Genomic DNA, 21,826 nt, shown 5'->3' with positions numbered 1-21,826 from the left:
GGGGGAACCCTTCGCTCGGTCTTCCGGGGTCAGGCGGGGACGAAGTAGGGGAGCCAGAGGTCGCTTCCGGCGCGCCGGAACGACACCTGGACGGGCAGGTCGGCGCGCAGGTCCTCGGGTGCGGCGTCGATGACGTTGGTCAGCATCTGGTAGCCCTCGCCGAGGGTGACGATCGCGGCGGCGTAGGGCGCTTCGAACGCGGGCGTGACCGGCCGGTGGACGACCGTCCAGCTGTAGAGGGTCCCGCGTCCGGCGCTGGCCTCCCAGACCTGCTCGCGGGCCAGGCACCCGCGGCAGTGCTCGCTCGGCGGGAAGGTGATCGCGCGGCACCGGCCGCAGCGCTGGAACAGCAACTCGCCCCGCGCGCACCCCTCCCAGAAGGGGGCGGTCACCTCGCCGGGGACGGCGTGCGGGAGGTCGCGGGTCTGGGCTCGCAGCCGGGTCGTCATGGCAGGTCGTCTCCCAACAGGATCACGCCGGTGAACAGGGCGCCGGCTCCGCCGGTGGTGCACAGGGCGACGTGCGCGCCGGGCACCTGCAGCGGCCCGGCGTCGCCGCGCAGCTGCTGGACGCCGCGGATGACGCGCTGCATCATCTGGGGGTTGGCGCCCGCGTGGCTGAACGACATCAGGCCGCCGTCGGTGGTGACGGGATGGCTGCCGGTCAGCTCGATGCGTCCGTCCTCGACGAACGGGCCGCCCTCCCCCTCGGGGCAGAACCGCAGCGCCTCCAGCTGGCGGATGATCTCGAACGAGAACGGGTCGTAGAGCTCCAGCACGTCCACGTCGGCGCGGTCGAGGCCCGCCTGCCGGAAGGCGAGGTCGCCGGCGCGGCGGCCGGCCCACCCGTTGGACGGCGCGTCGCGCCGGCCGCGCAGGTCCCAGCTCGGCGGGAACTGGTAGGACGGGCCGAAGAAGTCGACCCCGGCGCCGAGCACGTGGACCGGGGGGCGGCGCAGGGAGCGGGCCCGCTCGGCGGTGGTGATGACGGCGGCGCAGCCGCCCTCCGACGTCATGGCGCAGTCGAGCAGGTGGAAGGGCTCGGCGATGGGGCGGGACGCCGTGATGTCCGCGGGTTTGAAGGGGCCCCGCCCGTAGTAGACGGCCTCCGGGTTGCGGTCGCCGTTGTTGCGGATGGTGGCCGCGACCCGCGACATCTGCTCGCGGGTCGTCCCGAAGATCTCCATGTGGCGGCGCGCGATGAGCGCGAACTCGGCGGCGGTGAACATGCCCCAGGGGGCGACGAACTCGTTCTCCGGACGGGTCCAGGGCGCGGTCGCCGCGCGGTCGGTGTAGCCGCCGGCCTGGGCGGCCACCAGCACGACGACCTCGGCGTAGCCCTTCTCGACGGCGGCGGCGGCCTCGGCGAACATGCCGGCGCCGAAGTCCTGGCCCTGCCAGGCCGGCCCGGCGCCGAGGTCGTAGATCAGGGACGTGCTGTCGGCCATGGCGCTGACGCCGTCGACGTCGGACAGGGCCAGCCCGGCGTCGTCCAGCGCGCCGCGGACCGCCGTGACCATGAGGCTGCGGGAGGTCTCCTCCTCCAGGCGGCGCGCCTGGCGGGTGTTGTGCACCCCGGCGATGACGGCCCGGCGGTTCGATGCCCTCACTCGTAACTCCTAGGGGGTCGGGCGATGTGCTGTAGATCACTAGCAGCTATGCACTATTAGACTTATCGATTTCGGGCCTGTCAAGGGGGCATTTCCCCGTGATCGCGGGATTGCCCCACGACGGGGCGGCGTTGTGAAACCCCTGCTAATCGGCGACTGTCGCCGCTCGATCCTGGGAGATCGGCACCCGTCGCCACCGGAACGCGGGCCGGAGGGCTGGCGCTCCGACGGCCGCTGTGTGACCATCATGAGTGACTAATAGTTCAAGAAAGCTTGGGTGATGACGAGCCATGGAGTCCGCATGACCATCCGCCTCATCCTCGACATGGCCGCGCAGGCGGGCGCCGGCCGCACCGCGCTGCTGCCCGGCGCCGGCGATCCGGTGACGTTCGGCCGGCTCGCCGAGGTGGCCGACGCCGGAAGCGCGCTGCTGGGGCGGCTGGGCGGCCGCACCCTGGCGTTCATCGGCGTCAACTCCCCGGCGGTGCCCGCCCTGCTGTTCGCCGCCGCCGGCGCCGGCGTCCCCTTCGCCCCGCTCAACTACCGCCTGGCGGAGCCCGCCCTGCGGGAGCTGATCGCCCGCCTCGACGCGCCCGTCCTCGTCACCGACCCGTCCCACCGCCTCGATCCGCCCGGCAACGCGGTCGCGTCGATCACCACGGGCGAGTGGTTCGACCTCCTCGCGTCCCCCGGCGCCGAGGACGCGCCGGGGGCGGCCTCGGCGGCGGCGTCCGAGGAGAGCCCCGCGGTCCTGCTGTTCACCAGCGGCACGACGTCCGCGCCGAAGTGCGCCGTCCTGCGGCACGCGAACCTGCTCGCCTACGTCCTCGGGACCGTCGAGTTCGACGCGGCGGCGGCGGACGACTGCGCGCTCCTCAGCGTCCCGCCGTACCACATCGCCGGAATCGGCGCCGTGCTCACCAACGCCTACTCCGGCCGCAAGGCCGCCTACCTGACGGACTTCACGCCGGAGGGCTGGCTCGACGTGGTCCGGACCCGGCGGGTCAGCCACGCGATGGTGGTGCCGACGATGCTGGCCCGGATCGTGGAGCACCTCGGGGACCGCCCGGCGGACTGCCCGAGCCTCACCTCGCTCGCCTACGGCGGGGCCCGGATGCCGCTGCCGGTGCTCACCCGGGCCCTGGAGGCGTTTCCCTCGACGGGCTTCGTCAACGCGTACGGCCTCACCGAGACCAGCTCGACGATCGCGGTCCTCGGCCCCGCCGACCACCGCGCGGCCGTGGCGGCCGGGGAGGCGTACCGCCTCGCCTCGGTCGGCCGCGTCGTCCCCGGCGTCGAGGCGGAGATCCGCGGCGAGGACGGCCGCGCGGTGCCCGCCGGCGCGACCGGCGAGCTGTGGGTCCGCGGGCCGCAGGTCTCCGGCGAGTACACCGGGCTCGGGTCGGTGCTGGACGCCGCCGGCTGGTTCCCGACCCGCGACCTCGCGCGCCTCGACGAGCAGGGCTACCTGTACGTGGAGGGACGCGCGGACGACACGATCATCCGCGGCGGCGAGAACATCGCGCCGGCCGAGATCGAGGACGTCCTGCTGCTGCACGGCGCGGTGCGCGAGGCCGCCGTCGTCGGGACGGCCGACCCGCACTGGGGAGAACGCCTGGTGGCCGTCGTCGTCCCCGCCGGACCGGCGGGAACCGCCGGCCCGGCCGCGGCCGCGGGCGCGGACCTGGCGGCGGAGCTGCGCGCCTTCGTCCGCGCCCGGCTGCGCGGCTCCCGCACGCCCGACGAGGTCGTGTTCCGCAGCGAGCTGCCCTACACCCCGACGGGCAAGCTGCTGCGCCGCGAGATCGTCGCCGGGCTCGCAGCCGGCTCGACCGCGCTCGCCTGACCGAGCGCCCCACCGACACCCGATCCGGACAGGAGAATCAGTTGACCGACACCGTCATCAAGCCCGGTACGCGCCTGCACAGCCAGGTGTGCGGCACCGGGGTCATCGTCGTCCGGCCCGGCTCGTCCGCCCTCGACCTGCGCTGCGGCGGGGTGCCGATGTCCGCCTCCGCCGACCGCGCGGCGGGCGGCGAGCCGCGGAGCCCGTTCGACCAGGGGTCGCTGCTGGGCAAGCGGTACACCCATCCCGACGACGACTCCCTTGAGCTGCTGGTGACCAGCCCGGGGGCGGGCACGCTCTCCGACGGCGACACGCCGCTGGTGGTGAAGGAGGCCAAGCCGCTGCCCGCGAGCGACTGACCCGCGAGCGACTGACCCGCGAGCACGGGCCGGCCGGGCGCGTCAGCCGTCCTCGGCCGGCTCCGTGCCCGGTTCAGGCCGCACCCTGCGCCGCACGGACGTCTTCGGATGGTCGGCGTACTTCTGGTAGGCGTCGCCCATGTTCCAGTCGATGTCGTCGCGCAACTGCCGGATGTTCGCCATCTCGGCGTAGAGCGAGCGCAGGGTGTACATGGTCACCGCCTGCGGGTACCGGGACCTCGGGTCGTCCAGCAGCCCCAGCTCCCTGCCCCTGCTCTGGGCCCACTGCAGCTCGTCGATCGACTTCTGCACGGTGTCCAGGTAGCGGTCGATCGCCTCCAGGACGCGGGCGGGCTCGGTGTCGCCGGCCAGCCAGATCTTGAGCATCAGCGGATGCTTGGTCATCACCGGCTCGTCGCCCGGCAGGGCCTCCGCCCACGCGCGCAGCGCCCGCTCCCCGCGCGCCGTCGACTCGTAGACCGTCATCTTGCGCCGGCCGACGTGGATGGTGCGCTCGGCCGCCATCCCGTGCTCGATCAGGCGGGCCAGCTCCCGGCGGATGTGGCTGACGGCCGGGGCCCAGTAGAAGTGCCCGACCGTGTGCTGGGAGCGCACCTTGATCTCGCCCGCGGTGAGCGACTCGTCGGTGACGATCAGCACGCCGAGGACGAGGTACGCGGTCGTCGGCAGGTCCGGGTAGCCGGCACCGGGCGCCGCGCGGGCCCCCTCCCCCGCCGCGTCGTCGCCCGTGTCCCAGGCCGCCTCGAATCCCACGTCGCCCTTCCCGCCGGTCGCCGTCATCCTGCGAGCGATCGTAGCCCTCGCCGGGGCGCCGGCGGCGCGGATCGCCGCCGCGCCGCCGCGGCGCCGGTGGCGGCGCCGGCAACAGGGCCGGCGGTGGGGCCGGTCACAGGCCGGCGGGACGGGAGCCGATGATGCCGTCCTCCTCCAGGGCGGCGATCTCGCGCTCTCCGAGGCCCAGCTCCGCCAGGACCTCCCGGTTGTGCGCGCCGAAGAGCGGAGCCGCGTCGCGGACCCACCCGGACGGCACGGTCCTGGATCCGAAGGGCAGCCCGGTCGAGCGGAACTCGCCCGCCACCGGGTGCCGGACGTGCTCCCAGAACCCGCGGGCGCGCAGGTGCTCGTCGTCCAGCACGTCGCGCGCCGGCGTCACCCGCGCGGCCGGGACGCCCGCCGCCCGCAGCACCGCGACGGCGGTCGCGACGTCCACTCCCGCCGCCCACGCGGCGACGGCCTCGTCGACGCGCGCGGCGTCGGCCGCGCGGCCGGCCCGGGTCGCCAGGCCGGGATCGCCCGCGAGGTCGGGGCGGCCGATGGCGGCGGCGAGCGCGGGCCACTGCGCGTCGTCGGTCACGGCGACCGCCGCCCACTCGTCGGGGCCGGCCGTCCGGTACACGCCCTGCGGCGCGGCGCCCGGCCCGCGGTTGCCGTCGCGGCGCGGCGTCACGCCGCGGACGGTGTGCTCCAGCAGCGCCTCGGCCGCCACGTTGAGCGCGGCCTCGACCATCGTCCCCTCGACGTGCACGCCCCGGCCGGTCGCGTCGCGGCTCTCCAGGGCGAGCACCGCCGCGAAGGCCGCGTGGACGCCGGCGACCGGGTCGCAGACGCCGCGGGGGATGATCGGGGGCCCGTCCGGGTGGCCGGTCATCCAGGCCATGCCGCTCGCCTGCTCCATCGTCTGCGCGAACCCGACCCGGTCCCGCCAGGGTCCGTCGAGCCCGAAGGCGGGCATCCGCACCATGCACGCGCGCGGGTTGGCGCCGGACACCTCCGGCCATTCCAGCCCGAAGTTCGCCATCACGCGCGGGGAGAAGTTCTCGACGACCAGGTCGCTGCCCGCGATGAGCCGCAGCGCGATCTCCCGCGCCCGCGGCAGGCTCAGCTCGAGGCCGAGCCCGCGCTTGTCGTTGTTGCTGGCGAGGAAGACCGACCCCCATTCCCACCACTGCTCGACGGTCGGCGGGCGCCCGCCGGAGAACCGCATGCCGTCCGGCCGGCGCAGGCCCTCGATCTTGACCACGTCCGCGCCGAACGCCGACAGCAGCTGGGTGGCGGTGGGGCCGGCCCAGAACGCGGTGAAGTCGGCGACCCGCACCCCGTCCAGGGGCCGCCGGTCCGCCGCCGCGCCCGGCTCGGACGTGCGCTCGCGCGCCGGCCAGCGCACCGCGCCGGTGTCGCCGCCCAGCTCCGGCACCGGCCCCGGCGGGCCCGCCTCGAACGCGCTCGCCCGGTACGGGACGCGCGGCTGGAGGTGGCCGAGCGCGTTCTTGACGAAGACGCCGCGCTCGCGGAACTGGTCGATGTCGGCCAGGGTCTCGGGCGTCCCGATCGGGGCGACCGGGATCCGCAGCGCGGCGGCGAGCTCCACGATCTCGGCGGTGGTGCGGGTGGCCGCCCAGCCGTGCACCATCTCCAGGAACTCCTCGCGCCGCCTGATCCGGCCGGCGAACGAGGCCAGCTCGGCGTCGTCGAGCAGGTCCGCGCGGTCGATCAGGACGAGGAAGTCCGCGAACTGCTGCGCGGTGATCGTGCAGAAGCCGACCAGGCCGTCGGCCGTGGGCACAATCGACGGCATCTCCAGGTTCCGGCCCGCCGCCGGGGCGTCGGCGCCGAGCACCTCCGCGCCGACGGCGCCGAGGCCCCCCATGGTGACGACCATCGCCTCCAGGACCGACACGTCGAAGACGTCGCCGCCGCCGGTCCGCCGGAGCCGCCGGAACCCGGCGGCGGCGGCGAAGGCCGCGTACGCCCCGGCCACCCACTCGCCGATCCGGCCGCCGGCCTGCAGCGGCTCCTCGCCGGGCCAGCCGCGGCCCTCGATCGACCCGCACATCGCCTGGAGGATGAACTCGTTGGCCTGGACGCCCTGGTCGGCGTAGGGGCCCTCGGTGCCGAACGGCGTGATGCTGACGAGCACGGCCCCGTCACCGCCCGCGAGGAGGGACCGCACATGCGCCAGGTCCCAGCCGCCCGTCCCGTCGACGACCACGACGTCCGCGCCGCGGATCAGGTCGTGCGCGGCGGGCGCGTCCGCGCGGTCCGCGACGACCGACCGCTTGCCGGCGGCCAGGTACTGGAACAGGGGCGCGTGCTCGCCCGGGCCGGGGGCGGGGTCCCCCGACGCGCTCCACGCGCGCAGCGGGTCGCCGCCCGGCGGCTCCAGCTTCACCACCTGCGCGCCGGCGTCGGTGAGCATCTTTCCGCAGTACGCGCCCGGGATGCCGCCGGTGCACTCCAGGACACGGACGTCAGCGAGCGGGAGGGGGCTGGGCATCGGATCCTCACAACGTCGAGGTGGTCTGAGTCTCGCCATGCGATCTAAGACTATTAGATACTCATATGTTGCGCCTGGCAAGGAGCAAGAACGCAGCTACGTCTACGTTTCCGCAGGTAACCGCAGATCAATCACCCAGCAGCCGAGTGGACTAATCGTCATGGCTCGCGGGCGCCGGCGCCCCGGGAGGGCACCGGCGCCCGGAGTCCTCAGTCGAGCCGGACGGCCGGCTCCCGGCCGGCGCGGGCGGCGGCCCCGTCGCCGCCCGCGAGCATCGACTCGCGGTAGCGCGACGCCGCGACGGCGAGCAGGAACCCGAGGACGGCGGCGACAACGGCCGCGACGGCGAGCGTGCCCAGCCCCTTCTCGCTCAGGAAGGCCAGGTCGCCCACCTTGATCTCGCCCCGCGCGAGGAAGACCCCCGAGAAGGACGCGGCGACGCCCTGGAACGTCGTCCGCACCACGGCCTGCATCCCCACGGCGGCGCTGGTCTCCTCCGGCGGGACGCACTCGACGATGAGGGTCGGCAGGGCGCCGTAGCAGAACGTGACGGCCACCGAGCTGACGATGGTGAAGGCGATGAAGCCGCCCAGCGTCGTGTGGAGGTGGACGACCGACCAGAAGGCGCCCACCGCGACCGCGGAGCCGATCATGATCGTCCGGGCCGCGCCGTGGCGGCGGGAGATCCGGCCGGGCAGCGGCGAGATGGCGAACCCGACGAGCGCGCCGAGGCCGCCCACCAGCCCGGTCATGGTGGCAGTCAGGCCGAGCCCGACCGGCAGGTCGATCGGGTCGCCGCCCGGCACCGGCAGGTGCGTCGGGGTGCGCAGCACGGCCGTCGGCATGACCTGGCTGAGCCCGAAGACGCCGAAGGCGATGATCACCGTGGCGAGCATCCCGATCGCGAACTTGGGGTTGGCGAACCGCCGGACCTCCATCATCGGGTGCCGGACGCGCAGCTCCCAGACCGTCCACAGGGCGAGCAGGACGAACCCGGCGCCGAGGAAGCCCAGCGTCCGGGAGTCGTTCCACGTCCACTCGCTCGACTTGGTGACGCCGTAGAGGGTCGTCCCGACGGCGACCGAGAACAGCACGGCCCCGAGGTAGTCGACCTTTCCGGGGTCGCGCGTCGCGGCCGCGGATTTCGGGACGACGGCGCGGATCCCGGCCATGGCGAGCGCGGCCAGCAGCACCGCCGACCAGAAGATGAGCCGCCAGTCGAGGTGGTCCAGGATGAACCCGGCGACGAGCATGCCCGACGCGCCGGCGATGAGCGCGGACGCGCTGACGACGGCGATCCCGGTCGTGACCTTCTCCCGCGGCAGCGTCTCGCGGGCCAGCCCGATCACCAGCGGCAGCACCGCGCCGGACACGCCCTGCATGCCCCGGCCGACGATGAGGACGTCCAGGTCGGGGGCGACCGCGCTGACGATGGAGCCCACCGCCGAGACCAGCAGCACGATGTTGAGCACGCGGGTGCGGCCGAACTGGTCGCCGAGCCGGCCGCACACCCCGGTGGCGGCCGCCGCCACCAGCATGTACGCGGTCACGATCCAGGTGAGCTTGCTGATGTCGGTGCCGAAGAACGGCAGCTGGGCGTAGAGCAGCTGGACGGACATCGTGGTCTCGAACGCCGACACCGTCTCGGCGAGCACGAGGACCGCGATCAGGAGGGCGGCGGGTCTGGACGATCTGGTTCCGGGCATGGCCGTACCGACTTTCCGAGGTGGGTGGGGTGCGGTGCAGTCGGGGCCCGGCGGCGCCCTCGCGCCCCGGGCGCGGGGCGCGGCTGCGGCGTCGGCGGGCCATCTGGCGTGGGCTGGGTCCCATTCCGGCTGTGACTAATAGAACGATGCTTCGTGGCGTTCGTCAACCCTCCCGGCAGAAACTTCCTGCAAGTACGGGTGTAGCCCTCGACCAGCCAGGGAACTTTAGACTCAGCGACCTCCGTTGATCGAGGACGGCCACCGCAACGACGCCCCAGCACCTCGGCGCACCCGGCAATTCGATGCCGGGCGCCATTACCGCTTTCTGACGGCGCATTTAACAGGGAACGCTTAGGCTCCCCGATATACGCGCATCCGCGCCGCGCAACGGCACAATACATTCGGGGGAAGATGACCTTGTCGGAACGGTACGGCCCGCAGTTCGGGCCCGACACCACCTTTCTGGGCGTGCCGCGATGCACCTGGTCGGAGCCGTCCACCTACGCCGATGCCGACGTGGTCATCCTGGGCGCGCCGTTCGACGGCGGCACGTCCCACCGGCCGGGCACCCGGTTCGGGCCGCAGCACATCCGGACGACCTGCTACCTCCCCCAGAGGGGCTCGCGGCCGTCGCTGGCCCTGCGGGTGGACGGCCTCCAGGGCGACCTCACGGTCTACGACGCCGGCGACGTCGAGATGTACTCCGGTGACGCCGAGCGCTCCGTCCGCGACCTGCGGAAGGCCGTCTCCGCCGTCGCGCGTACCGGGACGGTCCCGCTCGTCCTGGGCGGCGACCACACGATCGCGTGGCCCGACGCCGCGGGCGTCGCCGAGCACGTCGGCGCGGGCCGCGTCTCGATGATCCACTTCGACGCGCACGCCGACACCGGCGACGTGGCGTTCGGCTCGCTGGTCGGGCACGGCCAGCCGATGCGGCGGCTGATCGAGTCCGGCGCCGTGCGCGGCGACCGGTTCCTGCAGCTCGGCCTGCGCGGGTACTGGCCCGGCCCCGAGACGCTCGCCTGGATGGCCGAGCAGGGCATGCGCTCCTACGAGATGACCGAGATCGTCGCGCGCGGCCTGGACACGTGCCTGACGGAGGCGTTCGAGATCGCCACCGACGACTGCGACGCGGTGTTCCTGTCGGTCGACATCGACGTGTGCGACCCCGGCCACGCCCCCGGCACGGGCACGCCCGAACCCGGCGGGCTGACCGCGCGGCAGCTCCTGGACGCCGTCCGCCGCATCGCCTACGAGCTGCCGGTCGCCGGCGTCGACCTGGTCGAGGTGTCCCCGCCCTACGACCACGCCGACATCACCTCGGCACTGGCCAACCGCGTGGTGCTGGAGGCGCTGTCGGGCCTCGCCCGCCGCCGCCGCGACGCCCGCGACGGCACCACCTGGGACCCGCGCCGCCCCCTCCTCGACGGCCGCACCTCCGACGGCCGGGAAGGGTAATTCCTGGAGGGCGAGAACGCTGCCCTAGATTACATTCATGGTCGAAACGGGCACGGCAGTGCTTCTTCGTGTCTCGGGCGTGCGCAAGTCCTATTTCGGTGTGCCCGTCCTGGACGGGATCAGTTTCACCGTCCGGCCCGGCGAGGCGGTGGCCGTCGTCGGCCCCAACGGCGCCGGGAAGACGACGCTCCTGAAGTGCGCCGCCGGGGTCGAGACCGTCGACGAGGGAAGCATCGAACTCGACCGCGCGCGGCTGCGCGAGTCGGACCCGGCGGTGCGCGCGGCGATGGCCTGCCTGCTCGACGACGCCGACTACTTCCCGGACCTGTCGGTCGTCGACCACCTGCGGCTCTACGCCTGGGCGCACGGCACGGCCGACCCGGACGGGACGGTCGGCTCGCTGCTGGACGAACTCGGGCTCGCCGCGGCGGCGGACCGGCTGCCCGCCACGCTGTCCAGCGGCCAGCGGCACCGCCTCGGCCTGGCCTCCTGCCTCGTGCGCCCCCGCCGCCTCCTGCTCCTGGACGAGCCGGAACAGCGCCTGGACGCCGAGGGACGGGCGTGGCTGGCGGCGCGGCTCAACTCCGAGAAGTCCTCCGGCGTGAGCGTGCTGTTCTCCTCCCACGACAGCGAACTGATCGACGCCGCCGCCGACCGGACCGTCGAGATCCCCGCGTGACGGCCGTCGATGTGCGGCCCGCCGCCGGCGCCGTCCCCGGAGCCCGCGACCTGCGCCGCAGACTGCGTTCCGGGAGGCCGCGGCGCACGCGGGCGGACGTCCTCTCCCTGCTCCTCGAACGCGTTCTCTACATCGCGCTGCTCGGGGGTTTCGCCGTGGGGGCCGTGCGCGACGGGCTCGGCCGGGACGGCGCGGCCGCCGCCGAGCCGGAGACCTCGGTGGTCCGGCTGGTCTCCGCCGCCGCGGCGCTCCTGTGCCTCGTCCTCGTGGCCAAGTGCTTGCTGGCGTTCGGGCCGCTGTACGCGGGTGCTCCCGCGCGCATGTGGCTGCTCGGCACGCCGGTCGACCGGGGGCGGCTGCTGACCGGCCGGCTCGCCGCCGCCGTGGCCGCCGGCGCGGCGTCGTCCGCCGCGATCGGGACGGCGTTCGTGCTGACGGCCGGCCTCGCGGTGCCGCTCGCACCGTGGCTGGCGCTGTGGACCGCGGCCGGTGCCGTGTCGGCCTGCGCGTGCGTGCTCGCCCAGGTGAGGCTGCGGTCGCTGCGCGGCGTCCAGCGCGTCCTCGGCGGGGCCGCCTACGCGCTCGCCGCCGCCATGGCGGCGATTCCGATCGTCCGGCCCGGTCAGCTGCTGACGGAGCTGGAACAGGCGAGCGCGAACGCGTACACGGCCTGCGCGTCCGCCGCGCTGGTGGTGGCCGCCATCGCCGTCGCCGTCGCGCGCGGGAGCCTGGGCGGGGTCACCCGGGCCGCCGTTTCGCCGGGGGTCGAGCTGGCCAGGGCGGCTCGGGTGTCGGTCCTGTCCGTGGACTTCACGTTCTTCTGGTCCATCGCGCTGGAACGCCGCGCGCGCGCCGTCGTCAGGGTCAAGCCGGCGTCCATCGGCGGGGGCCGTTTCGCCGCGATGGTGAGGGTCGATCTGGCGCGTGTGCTGCGCACGCGCCCGGCGCTGTTCGTGTGGGCCGCGCTGATGGCGGTGCCCTACGCGGCGCACGTGGCCGGCCTGGCGGCCTTCCTGCCCGCCGTGCACATGGTGGCGGCGTTCCTCGCCGTGGACCGGCTGGCCGGAGGGCTCCGCCTGGTCGCCCGCTCCCCCGCGATCCGCAGGGCGCTGGGCGGCTCGGACCGCTCGCTCATGCTCGCCCACCTGGTGGTCCCCGCGGCGGGCGCGGTGGTCTGGTCGGCGGTGACGGCGGCGACGGTGCCCGGCGTCTCCGCTCTCACCGCCGCGCTGTCGGCCGCGGGGGCGGTGGCCGTCGGTTACCGGGCGGCCACCCGGCCGTCGCTGGACTACAGCGGCGGCCTCATCGATCTCGGGCTGTTCCCGCCGATCCCGATGGGCCTGTTCCTGCAGCTCGCCCGCGGGCCCGCCCTGCTGACCGCGTTCTGCGTCCTCCAGATCGCGGTGGCGCGCGTCGCCGGATAGCATCGGCGCCATGTCAGCCGCTTCGTGCGCGGCCTCTTGCGCCGCGGTGACGAGGGCGCTCCGCTAGCGGCGGGGCGTTCCTCCACCTCTCCTTGAACGTCCGGCCGCTTCGCCGTTCAGCCGAAGCGGCACGTTCGTGCTGCTCGGAACCTCTTCTGAGCAACGGAGCACTCGGTGTTCTCAGGCATTCTCTCCGCGCGCCGGGACGCATCGTCCCCGGCGCGCGCGTGGCTGGTGCTGTGCTGCCTGGCCATGCTGCAGTTCTTCATCGCGGTCGACGTGACCGTGGTCAACGTCGCGCTGCCGTCGATCGGCGCCGGCCTCGGCGCCGACGGCCACGCGCTGACCTGGGTCGTGGTCGGGTACACGATCACCGGCGGCGGGCTGCTGATGCTCGGCGGTCGGCTCGGCGACATGCTCGGCCGGCGCCGCGTCCTGCTGCTCGGCACGGCGCTGTTCGGCACGGCGTCGCTGCTGGCCGGGCTCGCGCCGTCCTTCTCCGCGCTGGTCGCGGCCCGGCTGCTGCAGGGGGCCGGTGAGGCGCTCGCGCTGCCGGCGGCGATGGCGGTGATCGTCCTGCTGTTCCCCGAGGGGCCGCGCAGGTCGCGGGCGCTGAGCGTGTGGGCGGCCGTGGCCAGCTGCGGCCTCGTCCTCGGGTTCGTGGTCTCCGGGATCGTCACCGAGCTGCTCGGCTGGCGGTGGATCTTCCTGATCTCCGTCCCGTTCATCCTGGTCGTGCTCGCCGCCGCGGTGCCGCTCGTGCCGGGCGAGCGGCCCGCCGGCCGCGCCCCGCTGGACGTGCCCGGCGCGGTCCTGCTGACCGCGGCGCCCCTGCTGTTCACCCTCGGGGTCGTCGAGGCCGGTGCGGCCGACGGCACGCCCGCCTGGCTGCCACCCGTCGCACTGGCCGGGGCGGCGGCGGCCGCGGCCGGGTTCGTCCGGGTCGAGCGCCGCGCGCCCGACCCGCTCGTGCCGCTGCGGTTCTTCCGCAACCGGACGCGGGTCCTGGCCAACCTCGCCACCGCCCTGCTGAGCGCGGCGCTGTCCGCCTCGTTCCTGCTGTTCAGCTACTACCTCCAGGACCGGGCGGGCGCCGGCCCGCTGCGGGCCGGCCTGACGATGCTGCCGCTGGCGGTGTCGCTGATCGCGGCGTCGGCGCTGGTGCCCCGCCTGCTCGGACGGTGGGGCGCGCGGCGCTGCGTCCTCGCCGGGATCGGCTTCACCGCGCTGGCGATGGCCGCCATCGCGCTGGTCGCCCGCTTCGGGGCCGCCGGTCCCGCGCTGGTCCCCGCCATGGTGCTCATCGCCGCCGGGATGGGGTTGGGGATCGTCGGGCTGCAGTACGTCGCGGTGACCGGCGTGACCGAGGACGACGCGGGCATGGCCTCCGGCGTCCAGCGGGCCGCCGACCAGCTCGGCGGCTCCACCGGGGTCACCCTGTACGTCGGCGTCGGGTTCGCGCCCGCCCTGGACGGCGCCGACCCGTTCCTGACCGCCGCCCTGGCGGCCGTCGCCGGTCTCGGCGCGGCGGCGCTCGTCGTCCGGCGGATCTCCATGCCCGCCGATGCGCCGGCGGAGGCCGCCGGGTGACGGCTACCCGGGGTCGCCGGTCACGTGGACGACCGCCACCGGGCAGGGCGCGTGCTGGACGAGGGCGTGGCTGACCGACCCCATCAGCAGGCCGCGGAAGCCGCCGAGGCCCCGGGAGCCGACGACGAGGAGGCGGGCCTCGGCGGCGGCCTCCAGCAGGACGTCGCGCGGCGGCCCGGTGAGGACGGAGATCCGGACGTCCACGCCGGGCCGCGGCTCGCGCAGCGGGATCATCAGCTGGGCCAGCCGCTTCCGCGCGGCGTCCCGCATCCCGGCCGCGTCCACCAGCGGCGGCAGGCCCTCGGGCGGCGCCGACGCCCAGGCGGTCACCGCGTGCACGGACGCGCCGTGCAGTTCGGCCTCGGCGAAGCCGAGGGCGAGCGCGGCCCGGGAGGCGGGTGAGCCGTCCACGCCGACCACCACGTGGCCCGCGCCGGTGCGCGGGCGGCCGCCGCGGGCGATCACCACCGGGCAGGCGGCGTGCGCGACGACCTGGGCGCTGACCGACCCGAGCACCAGCCCGGCGAAGCCGCCGAGGCCCCGGGGGCCCAGCACGATGAGGTCGGCGCTCCGCCCCGCCTCGATCAGCGTGGCGGCGGCGGGTCCGCTGGCGAGCAGGCCGCGCACGGGCAGGCCGGGGGCGGACTCGCGGACGTGCTCGACACCGCCGTCCAGGGTCTGCTGGGCCAGTGCCCGCAGGTCCAGGGCCGGGACGGCGACGGGACCGCCCTGGTAGGCGTTCCACACGTGGATCACCGTCAGCGGCGCCTCCCGGACGCGGGCCTCGTCGGCCGCCCAGTCCAGGGCCCGGATCCCGTTCTCGGAGCCGTCGAAGCCCGCGACGACACCGGTGATCGGCTGTGCGTTCATGCAGTCCCCCCAAGGCATGCGTCTCTCTGTCCGGTCACCTCCAGACTCACGGGCAAACCGCCGCCCCGGGCAGAGGCGTCGGTCCGGCGAAGAGGGGACCTTCGCCCCCTGCGGGACCGCGCCACCGCTCGACGTCCCGAGCGCGCCGGCGAGCTGGCGGCGGTCTGCGCCGACGTCGCCGTGCTGCGCGGCGCCGACCGGGCGGCCGTCGCCGCGGCGGCGCGCGGGGCCGACGCGGTGGTGCTCATGGTCGGCCCACGCCTGTCGCGGTCCTTCGACGCAGCACAGCGGGTCGCCGAGTACGCCGACACGCTGGTCGCCAGTGCGCGGACCACCGCCGCCGTCCATCCCCGGGTCGTCTTCACCAGTTCGACGTCGGTCTACGGCGCGGGCTCCGGCACGGTCATCGACGAGCGGAGCCCGACGACCGGCGACGCGGACGCCTCCCCGCGCAGCTTCATCGCGGCGGCGGCGCTCGACTTCGTGGTGAGCGAGGGGCTGACCGGCGTCTACAACGCGTTCCCCGACGCGGCGGTGCCGCCGACGAACGCCGAGGCGTTCGGGGAGATCTGCGCGGCCGAGGGGCTCGCGGAGCTGGCCTTCCGGGGCGAGACCAGGACGCCGGAGGTCCCGGTGCCGAGGTTCACGAGTGCCCCTTCCGACGGCGCGGGATGATCAGCAGGGCGGCGCCGCCGGCCATGACGAGGGCGGAGGCGACGAGGGCGTAGGTGGGGACGCCGTCGGGGCTGCCGGTGTTCGGCAGGTCGCCGCCGCCACCGGTCGGGGTCGAGCCGCCGCCCGTACCGCCGCCGCCCCCGTGCCCGCCGTCGCCTCCGTTGCCGCCACTGCCGGCGGCGGCGAAGGTGAGCGGGATCTCGGCCGAGTTGGGGCCCTGGTTCCCCGGCGCGGTGACGGCGAGGACGCAGTCCTTGAGGCCGTTGGTGTAGCCCTCCCGGCACAGCCCGACGGCGACCGACTTCAGGCCCGGCCGGAACCCGCTCTGGGTGACGGTGATCGTGGCGCCCTCGGCGAGGTCGGCGCTGCGGCTGACCTGGAGTTCGGGCGCGGGCGCGGCGCCGGCGGCGGGCAGGGCCGGGGCGCTCAGCAGCGCCGCGGCGAGGGCGATCGCGATCACTGGGCGGAACCTCCGGTGCTGCGGGCCGCCGCCGGAGGGGCGGCGGCGGGCGCGGGGACGGGACGGGGATCTCGGTGACGCCGTCGCGGCCGACGGTGTAGGCGCGGCGGGCGAGCGCCTGGATCTGCGGCGCGGCGGGCCCGGCGACGAGCACGGCGGTGCCGGTGGCGGCGAGCCGCCGGAGCACGGCGTGGACGGCGCCGGCGCACGGGCCGGCGGCGATGCCGTCCACCAGCAGGAGCCGGGGGCGGGTGAGCAGCGCTTCGGCGAGCGAGACCAGGTTCCGCTGCGCCTCGGTCAGGGCCCACGCGGGTTCCCCGCCGGTGCCGCGCAGCGCGGGGAAGACGTCCGGGACGTGCGAGCTGTGGGGCGCCGACCAGAAGCCGGCCGGCGAGGTCACCGTCTCGATCGAGCTGGAGCCCCTCGACCTGCTGCGCACCCGCCGCCACATCACCTGGACCGGCGCGATCGACCGGACCTGCACCGTCGAGGCCAGGCGGGGCGGGTTCCGCTCCTTCTTCGAGGGCCCGGACGCGTGGGGCAACGCGCAGGCGTTCGGCCGGGCCGACTACCCCGTCCTGCACTTCACCGACGTGTGGAAGCTCAAGGGCCGCGAGTACATGGTCGACGCCGCGCCCGGGATGACCGCCGGCGAGACGATGGCCGTGGTGTACGAGCTGTTCAAGGGCAACGTCCTGACGAGCGTCCTGCACGGGGTGCTGGCCTGGGAGGCCGCGTGACCGGCGCGGCCGTCGTCGTCACCGGCGGGACGCGCGGGATCGGGCTCGGCCTCGCCCGCGAGCTGCTCGCCCGGGACGCCCGCGTCGCGATCTGCGGCCGGTCGCGGGAGCCGGTGGACAAGGCGGTCGCCGATCTCGGCGGCGGCGCGATCGGGGTCGTCTGCGACATGGCGGACCGCGGCCAGGTGCAGGCGCTGTGGGACGCCGCCGCCGACGCGTTCGGGCGGGTCGACCACTGGATCAACAACGCGGGCGTCTCCACCTCCCGCCGCCCGCTCGCCGACCTGCCGCCCGAGCAGCTGGAGGCGGTGGTGTCGGCGAACCTGCTCGGCGTGATGCACGGCAGCGCCGTCGCGGTGCGCGGCATGGCCGCGCAGGGCGGCGGCACGGTGTGGAACATGGCCGGGCTCGGCAGCGACGGCCGCACCGTCCCCGGCCTGATCGCCTACGGCGCGACCAAGCGGGGCACCGACTACCTCACCTCCGGCCTGGCCAAGGAGGTCAAGGGCGGGCCGGTGAAGGTGGCGCACCTGTCCCCCGGCATGGTCGTCACCGACCTGCTCCTCCAGGACTACTCCCCCGAGGAGCTGGCCAGGGCGAAGAAGGTCTTCAACATCCTCGCCGACCGCGTGGAGACGGTGGCGCCCTGGCTGGCCGGCAAGATCCTTGCCGGGACGAAGAACGGCGGCACGGTCGCCTGGCTCACCACTCCCAAGATCATGGGACGGTTCCTGCTCGGCACCGTCCGCAAGCGCGACCTGTTCGGCGACCGGCCATGAGCGACTACCCGATCGCACTGGCCGCCGAGGACTACGTCCCGGTGGCGCTCACCGCCGCGGGGGTGGCCCTACTGCGGCACAGGCACCCGCTGATCCGGCCGCGGCCGCCCTCGTCGTCGCGGGCGGGTTCGCCAAGGCGACGTGGAAGCTGATCGTCGCCATGGACGGCCCGGACGTCCGCTGGCTGCACGAGGCGCTGTTCCCGCCGCTGGCGATCGGCTTCACACTGCTGGCGTACGCACTGGCGCGGGAGCTGCGCCGGCCGGGCATCCGGCCGTGCTCGCCGTCCCGCTCGTCGCGGCGCTGACGGCCTCGGCCGCGCTGCGCGACACCTGGCCCGCGATGGTGTGGACGATCCTCTGCTGGAGCAGATCCGCGACGAGATCGGCGCGGCCTGCGAGCGGGTGCTGACCTGCGAGCCGGACTCCATGGTGATGGGCATGTCCGCCGAGACGTTCTGGGGCGGCGTCGAGGGCAACAAGCAGTTCGTCAAGCGGATCCACGACATCACCGGCCTCCGGGTCGCGACCGGCGCCGAGGCGTGCGAGCGCGCGCTGAAGCTGTTCGGGGCGCGGCGGATCGGCGTCGTCACCCCGTACCAGCCGGTCGGCGACGCCAACGTCCGCCGGTTCTTCACCGAGCTCGGCTTCGCGGTCGACCGGATCATCGGGCTGAAGTGCCCGACGGCCGTGTCGATCGCGCACGTCACCGAGGCGGAGCTGCGGGCCGCGCTCCGCGAGCTGGCGGCGGGCGAGGTCGACGCGCTGGTGCAGTGCGGCACCAACCTGTCGATGGTGGCGACGGCCGACGAGGCGGAGCGCTGGCTCGGCCTGCCCGTCATCGCGATCAACGCCGCCACCTGGTGGATGGCGCTGCGCGACAACGGGATCGGCGACAAGGTCCACGGCGCCGGCACCCTCCTGCGCGAGCACTGACCGCATGGGGACCGAGGGCGGTTACGCGGACACCGAGTGGGGCCAGGTCCACTACCGGCGGAGCGGCGGCGCGGGGCCGTGGATCGGCCTGTTCCACGAGTCCCCGCTGTCGTCCCGCGTCTTCGAGGACGTCCTGCCGCCGCTCGGCCGGCACGCCCGAGGCGCCGGTGGACGGCCTGGGCTCCCAGTTCGGCTGCGCGCGCCGGGCGACTTCGCCGCCGCGCTGCTCGACTTCGTCCGGAAGGCGGCGGTTCGGTAGCGTCGGGCGGCATGCGGGTTCATGTGGGGTGCGCGATGTGGGCGCACGCGCGGTGGCAGGGCCGGTTCCTGCCCCCGGCGCTGCCTCCGGCCGAGCGGCTGCGCGCCTACGCGAGCTGGTGCGACGCGGTGGAGGGCAACACCACCTTCTACGCGACGCCGGCGCGGAGCGCGGTGGAGTCGTGGGCGGAGCAGACCCCGCCGGACTTCCGGTTCCTGCTGAAGCTGCCGAAGGCGATCACCCATGAGCGGCGGCTCGCGGACGCCGGCGAGCAGCTCCGCTCGTTCCTGTGGGCGATGGAGCCGCTGGGGCCGCGGACGCACGCGCTCTGGGTGCAGCTCCCGAGCTCGTTCGGCCCCGGGGACCTCGGCGCGCTGGCCGGTTTCCTGCGCGGCCTGCCCGCCGAACACCGGTACGCCGTCGAGGTCCGGCACCGGGCCTTCTTCGAGGACGACCGGAGCGCCCGCGACCTGGAGCGGGTGCTCGGCCGGGCCGGGGCCGAGTGGGTGCCGTTCGACACCACCGCGTTCTTCACCAGCCCGCCGACCAGCGACGCCGAACGGGACGCCTGGACGAAGAAGCCGCGCGTGCCGCGCCGGTCGGCGGCGCTCACCGACCGCCCGATCGTCCGCTACCTCGGCCGGGACGACACCGAGCGCACCGTCGAGGGCTGGCGGTTCTGGGTGGAGAAGGCCGCCGGGTGGGTGCGCGAGGGGCGCTCGCCGACCGTGTTCGTCCACACTCCCGACAACGCCGACGCCCTGGCGCTGGCCCGCCGCTTCCACGGCGAGGTGCGGGCCCTGGCACCGCAGGTGGAGCCGCTGCCGGAGCCCGTCCCGGCGGAGCCGCCCACCCTCTTCTAGGACGTCACGCGCGTCCGGACGTCACTCGCCCGCGTCGAGCATCGCCCGCGTGGCCTCGTCGACGATGTCGCGCATGGCGCGTTCGGCGGCGCCGGCGTCGCCCGCCTGGACGGCCTGCGCCACCTCCGCGTGCCAGCGGATCGCGGCCGGCTCGGGGTGGGCGGGCATCAGGTGGTGGTGGGTGCGGCCCGCGAGGACGGCGGCGACCAGCCCGCTGAGGGCGGCCATCATCTCGTTGCCGGACGCCTCCAGCAGCGTCCGGTGGAAGAGGACGTCCGCGGTGAGGTAGGCCTCCAGGTCGCCGGACCGGCCGTGCACCGCCATGTCCATCACCGCGCCGGTCAGCGTGCCGCACTGCGCGGGGGTGGCGCGGCGGGCGGCGAGCGCGGCGGCGACCGGCTCCAGCCCGCGGCGCAGCTCGCCGAGCGAGCGCAGCTGCTCGTCGCGGCCCGCGCCGTCCAGCCGCCAGCCGATGATCTGCGGGTGGAAGACGTTCCACCGCACCCGCTCGGCGACCGTGACGCCGACCCGGCGGCGGCTGGTGACCATGCCCATCGACTCCAGGACGCGGATCGCCTCCCGCACCACCGACCGGGACACCCCGAACCGGGACTCCAGCTCCTCGATCCGCAGCACCGCGCCCGGACCGAGCTCGCCGGACGTGATCAGCATGCCCAGCCGGTCGAGGACGCTGCCGTGCAACCCGGCCGGCGGGATGTCCATCATGGCCCAATCATCACACGAACCTGGGCATGACTAGCACAAAGATATGATTTTTAGGCTCGATGCCTTGTAAAGAGCAGGTCATTGCGGTCACACTCGGGCGGACCGCCCATCCCCTCCCCCCGCTCCCCCGGAGGATGAGAAATGCACACGATCGTGCTGGCCGCGGCGCCGGCCGCCTCCAGCGGGCGGCTCGTGCCGGCGGCACTCGCCGGCATCGCGCTGATCGTCGTCCTGATCACCTACTTCAGGGTCCACCCGTTCCTCAGCCTGACGCTCGGCTCGCTGCTGGTCGGCGCCATCGCCGGTCTTCCCATGGCGGACACGTTCGACGCCTTCGGCCAGGGATTCGGCAAGACCACGGCCGACGTCGGCGCGCTCATCGCGCTCGGCGCGATGTTCGGCAAGCTGCTGGCCGACTCCGGGGGCGCCGACCAGATCGTCGACACCATCGTGGGGCGGTCCAGGCGCGCCTTCCTGCCGTGGGCGATGGCGCTCGTCGGCGCGCTGATCGGGCTGCCGATGTTCTTCGAGATCGGCCTCGTGCTGCTGATGCCGGTCATCTTCCTGGTGGCGCGCCGCTCGGGGCTGTCGATCATCGCGGTCGGCATCCCGGCGCTGGCCGGGCTGTCGGCGATGCACGGGCTCGTCCCGCCGCACCCCGGGCCGCTCGCCGCCATCGGCGCCCTCAAGGCCGACCTCGGCCTCACGCTCGGCCTCGGCGTGCTCGTCGCGGTCTCGACGGTCGCCCTGTCCGGCCCGCTGTTCGCCCGGTTCGCGGCCCGCTGGGTGGACGTCACGCCCCCGCAGCTGTACGTCGACGCCGCCGAGGAGGAGGACACGGGCCTGGCGAAGGAGGGCCGCAAGCGCCCGTCGTTCGCCGTCACACTCGCCACCGTTCTGCTCCCCGTCGTGCTGATGCTGGGCAAGGCCGTCGCCGACATCACGCTGGACGAGGGCGGGAACCTCCGCACCGTCCTGGACGACCTCGGCACGCCGCTGATCGCGCTGCTCATCGCGGTCGTCGTCGCGATGTTCACCCTCGGGCTCGGCTCGGGCATGGACCGCCGGGCCGTCTCCTCCTCCACCGCGGAGTCGCTGCCGCCGATCGCCGGGATCCTGCTGATCGTCGCGGCGGGCGGCGGCTTCAAGCAGACGCTGATCGCGACCGGGATCGGCGACCTGGTCGCCGACTGGGTCAAGGACAGCGGGTTCTCCGTGCTGCTGCTCGCCTGGCTGGTCGCCGTCCTCATCCGGCTGGCCACCGGGTCCGCGACCGTGGCCACCGTCACCGCCGCCGGCATCTTCGTCCCGCTGGTCGGCACGCTCGACAGCGGCGAGACCTCGCTGCTGGTGCTGGCGATCGGCGCCGGCTCGCTGTTCTTCTCGCACGTCAACGACGCGGGCTTCTGGCTGGTCAAGGAGTACTTCGGGCTCAGCGTCGGGCAGAACATCAAGACGTGGTCGCTCATGGAGACCGTCATCTCGGTGTGCGGCCTGGTGTTCGTCCTGCTGCTGAACCTGGTCGTCTAGCGCGGGCGCGGGCCCGGTCCGGG

At 74.6% G+C, this 21,826-nt stretch carries 22 protein-coding genes; 14 read left to right on the top strand and 8 right to left on the bottom strand.

Annotated features, from left to right (window positions below):
* Positions 1 to 29: 29 nt before the first annotated feature.
* Both HUT06_RS17205 and HUT06_RS17200 read right to left on the bottom strand, forming a co-directional pair.
* Complete coding sequence (locus HUT06_RS17205) at positions 30 to 449, bottom strand: Zn-ribbon domain-containing OB-fold protein (protein ID WP_176196664.1); 420 nt, start codon at positions 447 to 449, stop codon at positions 30 to 32.
* Positions 446 to 1,609, bottom strand: coding sequence for a thiolase family protein (locus HUT06_RS17200; protein WP_176196663.1), 1,164 nt, complete (start codon positions 1,607 to 1,609; stop codon positions 446 to 448). Before HUT06_RS17200 ends, HUT06_RS17205 begins: the two co-directional genes overlap by 4 nt.
* 301 nt (positions 1,610 to 1,910) lie before the next feature.
* On the opposite strand from HUT06_RS17200, the gene HUT06_RS17195 reads away from it, so the two are divergent.
* Together HUT06_RS17195 and HUT06_RS17190 are read left to right on the top strand one after the other, a co-directional pair.
* The gene (locus tag HUT06_RS17195) at positions 1,911 to 3,455 is read left to right on the top strand and encodes a class I adenylate-forming enzyme family protein (protein ID WP_176196662.1); all 1,545 of its coding nucleotides are present in this window, start codon (positions 1,911 to 1,913) and stop codon (positions 3,453 to 3,455) included.
* A 41-nt stretch (positions 3,456 to 3,496) separates the two neighbouring features.
* Positions 3,497 to 3,814: a hypothetical protein gene (locus tag HUT06_RS17190; protein WP_176196661.1), complete on the top strand. Its 318-nt coding sequence runs from the start codon at positions 3,497 to 3,499 to the stop codon at positions 3,812 to 3,814.
* A gap of 42 nt (positions 3,815 to 3,856) precedes the next feature.
* Here HUT06_RS17190 and HUT06_RS17185 read toward each other — a convergent pair whose 3' ends face one another.
* The 3 genes from HUT06_RS17185 to HUT06_RS17175 all read right to left on the bottom strand — a co-directional run bounded on the left by HUT06_RS17185 (position 3,857) and on the right by HUT06_RS17175 (position 8,815).
* Positions 3,857 to 4,615, bottom strand: a complete 759-nt coding sequence (locus HUT06_RS17185; RefSeq protein ID WP_176196660.1) for a MarR family transcriptional regulator — start codon at positions 4,613 to 4,615, stop codon at positions 3,857 to 3,859.
* Positions 4,616 to 4,721: 106 nt separating this feature from the next.
* Positions 4,722 to 7,109, bottom strand: coding sequence for a CoA transferase (locus HUT06_RS17180; protein ID WP_176196659.1), 2,388 nt, complete (start codon positions 7,107 to 7,109; stop codon positions 4,722 to 4,724).
* A 209-nt stretch (positions 7,110 to 7,318) separates the two neighbouring features.
* Positions 7,319 to 8,815 (bottom strand): MFS transporter, encoded by a 1,497-nt coding sequence (locus tag HUT06_RS17175; protein WP_176196658.1) that lies wholly within the window; start codon positions 8,813 to 8,815, stop codon positions 7,319 to 7,321.
* A gap of 411 nt (positions 8,816 to 9,226) precedes the next feature.
* Between HUT06_RS17175 and speB the strand changes: the two genes are divergently transcribed.
* The 4 genes from speB to HUT06_RS17155 all read left to right on the top strand — a co-directional run bounded on the left by speB (position 9,227) and on the right by HUT06_RS17155 (position 13,966).
* Positions 9,227 to 10,273: an agmatinase gene (gene speB / locus HUT06_RS17170; protein WP_176196657.1), complete on the top strand. Its 1,047-nt coding sequence runs from the start codon at positions 9,227 to 9,229 to the stop codon at positions 10,271 to 10,273.
* 79 nt (positions 10,274 to 10,352) lie between these two features.
* A complete protein-coding gene (locus tag HUT06_RS17165) occupies positions 10,353 to 10,952 on the top strand; it encodes an ABC transporter ATP-binding protein (protein WP_217711320.1) in 600 nt (199 codons plus the stop codon).
* Complete coding sequence (locus HUT06_RS17160) at positions 10,949 to 12,376, top strand: DUF6297 family protein (protein WP_176196655.1); 1,428 nt, start codon at positions 10,949 to 10,951, stop codon at positions 12,374 to 12,376. Before HUT06_RS17165 ends, HUT06_RS17160 begins: the two co-directional genes overlap by 4 nt.
* Positions 12,377 to 12,550: 174 nt before the next feature.
* A complete protein-coding gene (locus tag HUT06_RS17155) occupies positions 12,551 to 13,966 on the top strand; it encodes an MFS transporter (protein ID WP_254715232.1) in 1,416 nt (471 codons plus the stop codon).
* A gap of 3 nt (positions 13,967 to 13,969) precedes the next feature.
* Here the strand turns inward: HUT06_RS17155 and HUT06_RS17150 are convergent, their stop codons facing one another.
* Positions 13,970 to 14,836, bottom strand: coding sequence for a universal stress protein (locus HUT06_RS17150; protein ID WP_176196654.1), 867 nt, complete (start codon positions 14,834 to 14,836; stop codon positions 13,970 to 13,972).
* Positions 14,837 to 15,016: 180 nt separating this feature from the next.
* Here HUT06_RS17150 and HUT06_RS17145 point away from each other — a divergent pair, with 180 nt between their 5' ends.
* A complete protein-coding gene (locus HUT06_RS17145; RefSeq protein ID WP_176196653.1) occupies positions 15,017 to 15,511 on the top strand; it encodes a hypothetical protein in 495 nt (164 codons plus the stop codon).
* Here the strand turns inward: HUT06_RS17145 and HUT06_RS17140 are convergent.
* On the bottom strand, positions 15,480 to 15,971 hold the full coding sequence (locus HUT06_RS17140) for a neocarzinostatin apoprotein domain-containing protein (protein ID WP_176196652.1): 492 nt from the start codon (positions 15,969 to 15,971) through the stop codon (positions 15,480 to 15,482). The two genes, HUT06_RS17145 and HUT06_RS17140, sit on opposite strands and share 32 nt — an antisense overlap.
* A gap of 251 nt (positions 15,972 to 16,222) precedes the next feature.
* On the opposite strand from HUT06_RS17140, the gene HUT06_RS17135 reads away from it, so the two are divergent.
* The 6 genes from HUT06_RS17135 to HUT06_RS17110 all read left to right on the top strand — a co-directional run bounded on the left by HUT06_RS17135 (position 16,223) and on the right by HUT06_RS17110 (position 19,547).
* Positions 16,223 to 16,711, top strand: a complete 489-nt coding sequence (locus tag HUT06_RS17135; RefSeq protein ID WP_176196651.1) for a hypothetical protein — start codon at positions 16,223 to 16,225, stop codon at positions 16,709 to 16,711.
* Positions 16,708 to 17,490 (top strand): SDR family oxidoreductase, encoded by a 783-nt coding sequence (locus HUT06_RS17130; RefSeq protein WP_176196650.1) that lies wholly within the window; start codon positions 16,708 to 16,710, stop codon positions 17,488 to 17,490. The genes HUT06_RS17135 and HUT06_RS17130 overlap by 4 nt, the downstream gene beginning before the upstream one ends.
* A 160-nt stretch (positions 17,491 to 17,650) precedes the next feature.
* The gene (locus tag HUT06_RS17125; RefSeq protein WP_176196649.1) at positions 17,651 to 17,797 is read left to right on the top strand and encodes a hypothetical protein; all 147 of its coding nucleotides are present in this window, start codon (positions 17,651 to 17,653) and stop codon (positions 17,795 to 17,797) included.
* Positions 17,798 to 17,822: 25 nt separating this feature from the next.
* The gene (locus HUT06_RS17120) at positions 17,823 to 18,425 is read left to right on the top strand and encodes an arylmalonate decarboxylase (RefSeq protein ID WP_176201424.1); all 603 of its coding nucleotides are present in this window, start codon (positions 17,823 to 17,825) and stop codon (positions 18,423 to 18,425) included.
* A 4-nt stretch (positions 18,426 to 18,429) separates the two neighbouring features.
* A complete protein-coding gene (locus HUT06_RS17115) occupies positions 18,430 to 18,684 on the top strand; it encodes an alpha/beta fold hydrolase (protein WP_176196648.1) in 255 nt (84 codons plus the stop codon).
* An 11-nt stretch (positions 18,685 to 18,695) separates the two neighbouring features.
* On the top strand, positions 18,696 to 19,547 hold the full coding sequence (locus tag HUT06_RS17110) for a DUF72 domain-containing protein (protein ID WP_176196647.1): 852 nt from the start codon (positions 18,696 to 18,698) through the stop codon (positions 19,545 to 19,547).
* 21 nt (positions 19,548 to 19,568) lie between these two features.
* On the opposite strand, the gene HUT06_RS17105 is transcribed toward HUT06_RS17110, so the two are convergent.
* Positions 19,569 to 20,273 carry a FadR/GntR family transcriptional regulator gene (locus HUT06_RS17105; protein WP_176196646.1) on the bottom strand — a complete coding sequence of 235 codons (705 nt, stop codon included), beginning with the start codon at positions 20,271 to 20,273 and terminating at the stop codon, positions 19,569 to 19,571.
* A 141-nt stretch (positions 20,274 to 20,414) separates the two neighbouring features.
* Between HUT06_RS17105 and HUT06_RS17100 the strand changes: the two genes are divergently transcribed.
* Positions 20,415 to 21,803, top strand: coding sequence for a GntP family permease (locus HUT06_RS17100; protein WP_176196645.1), 1,389 nt, complete (start codon positions 20,415 to 20,417; stop codon positions 21,801 to 21,803).
* Positions 21,804 to 21,826: the final 23 nt, after the last annotated feature.

The sequence above is a fragment of the Actinomadura sp. NAK00032 genome, from assembly GCF_013364275.1.
GTDB lineage: Bacteria > Actinomycetota > Actinomycetes > Streptosporangiales > Streptosporangiaceae > Spirillospora.
This window is presented reverse-complemented; position numbering and strand designations above follow the sequence as displayed.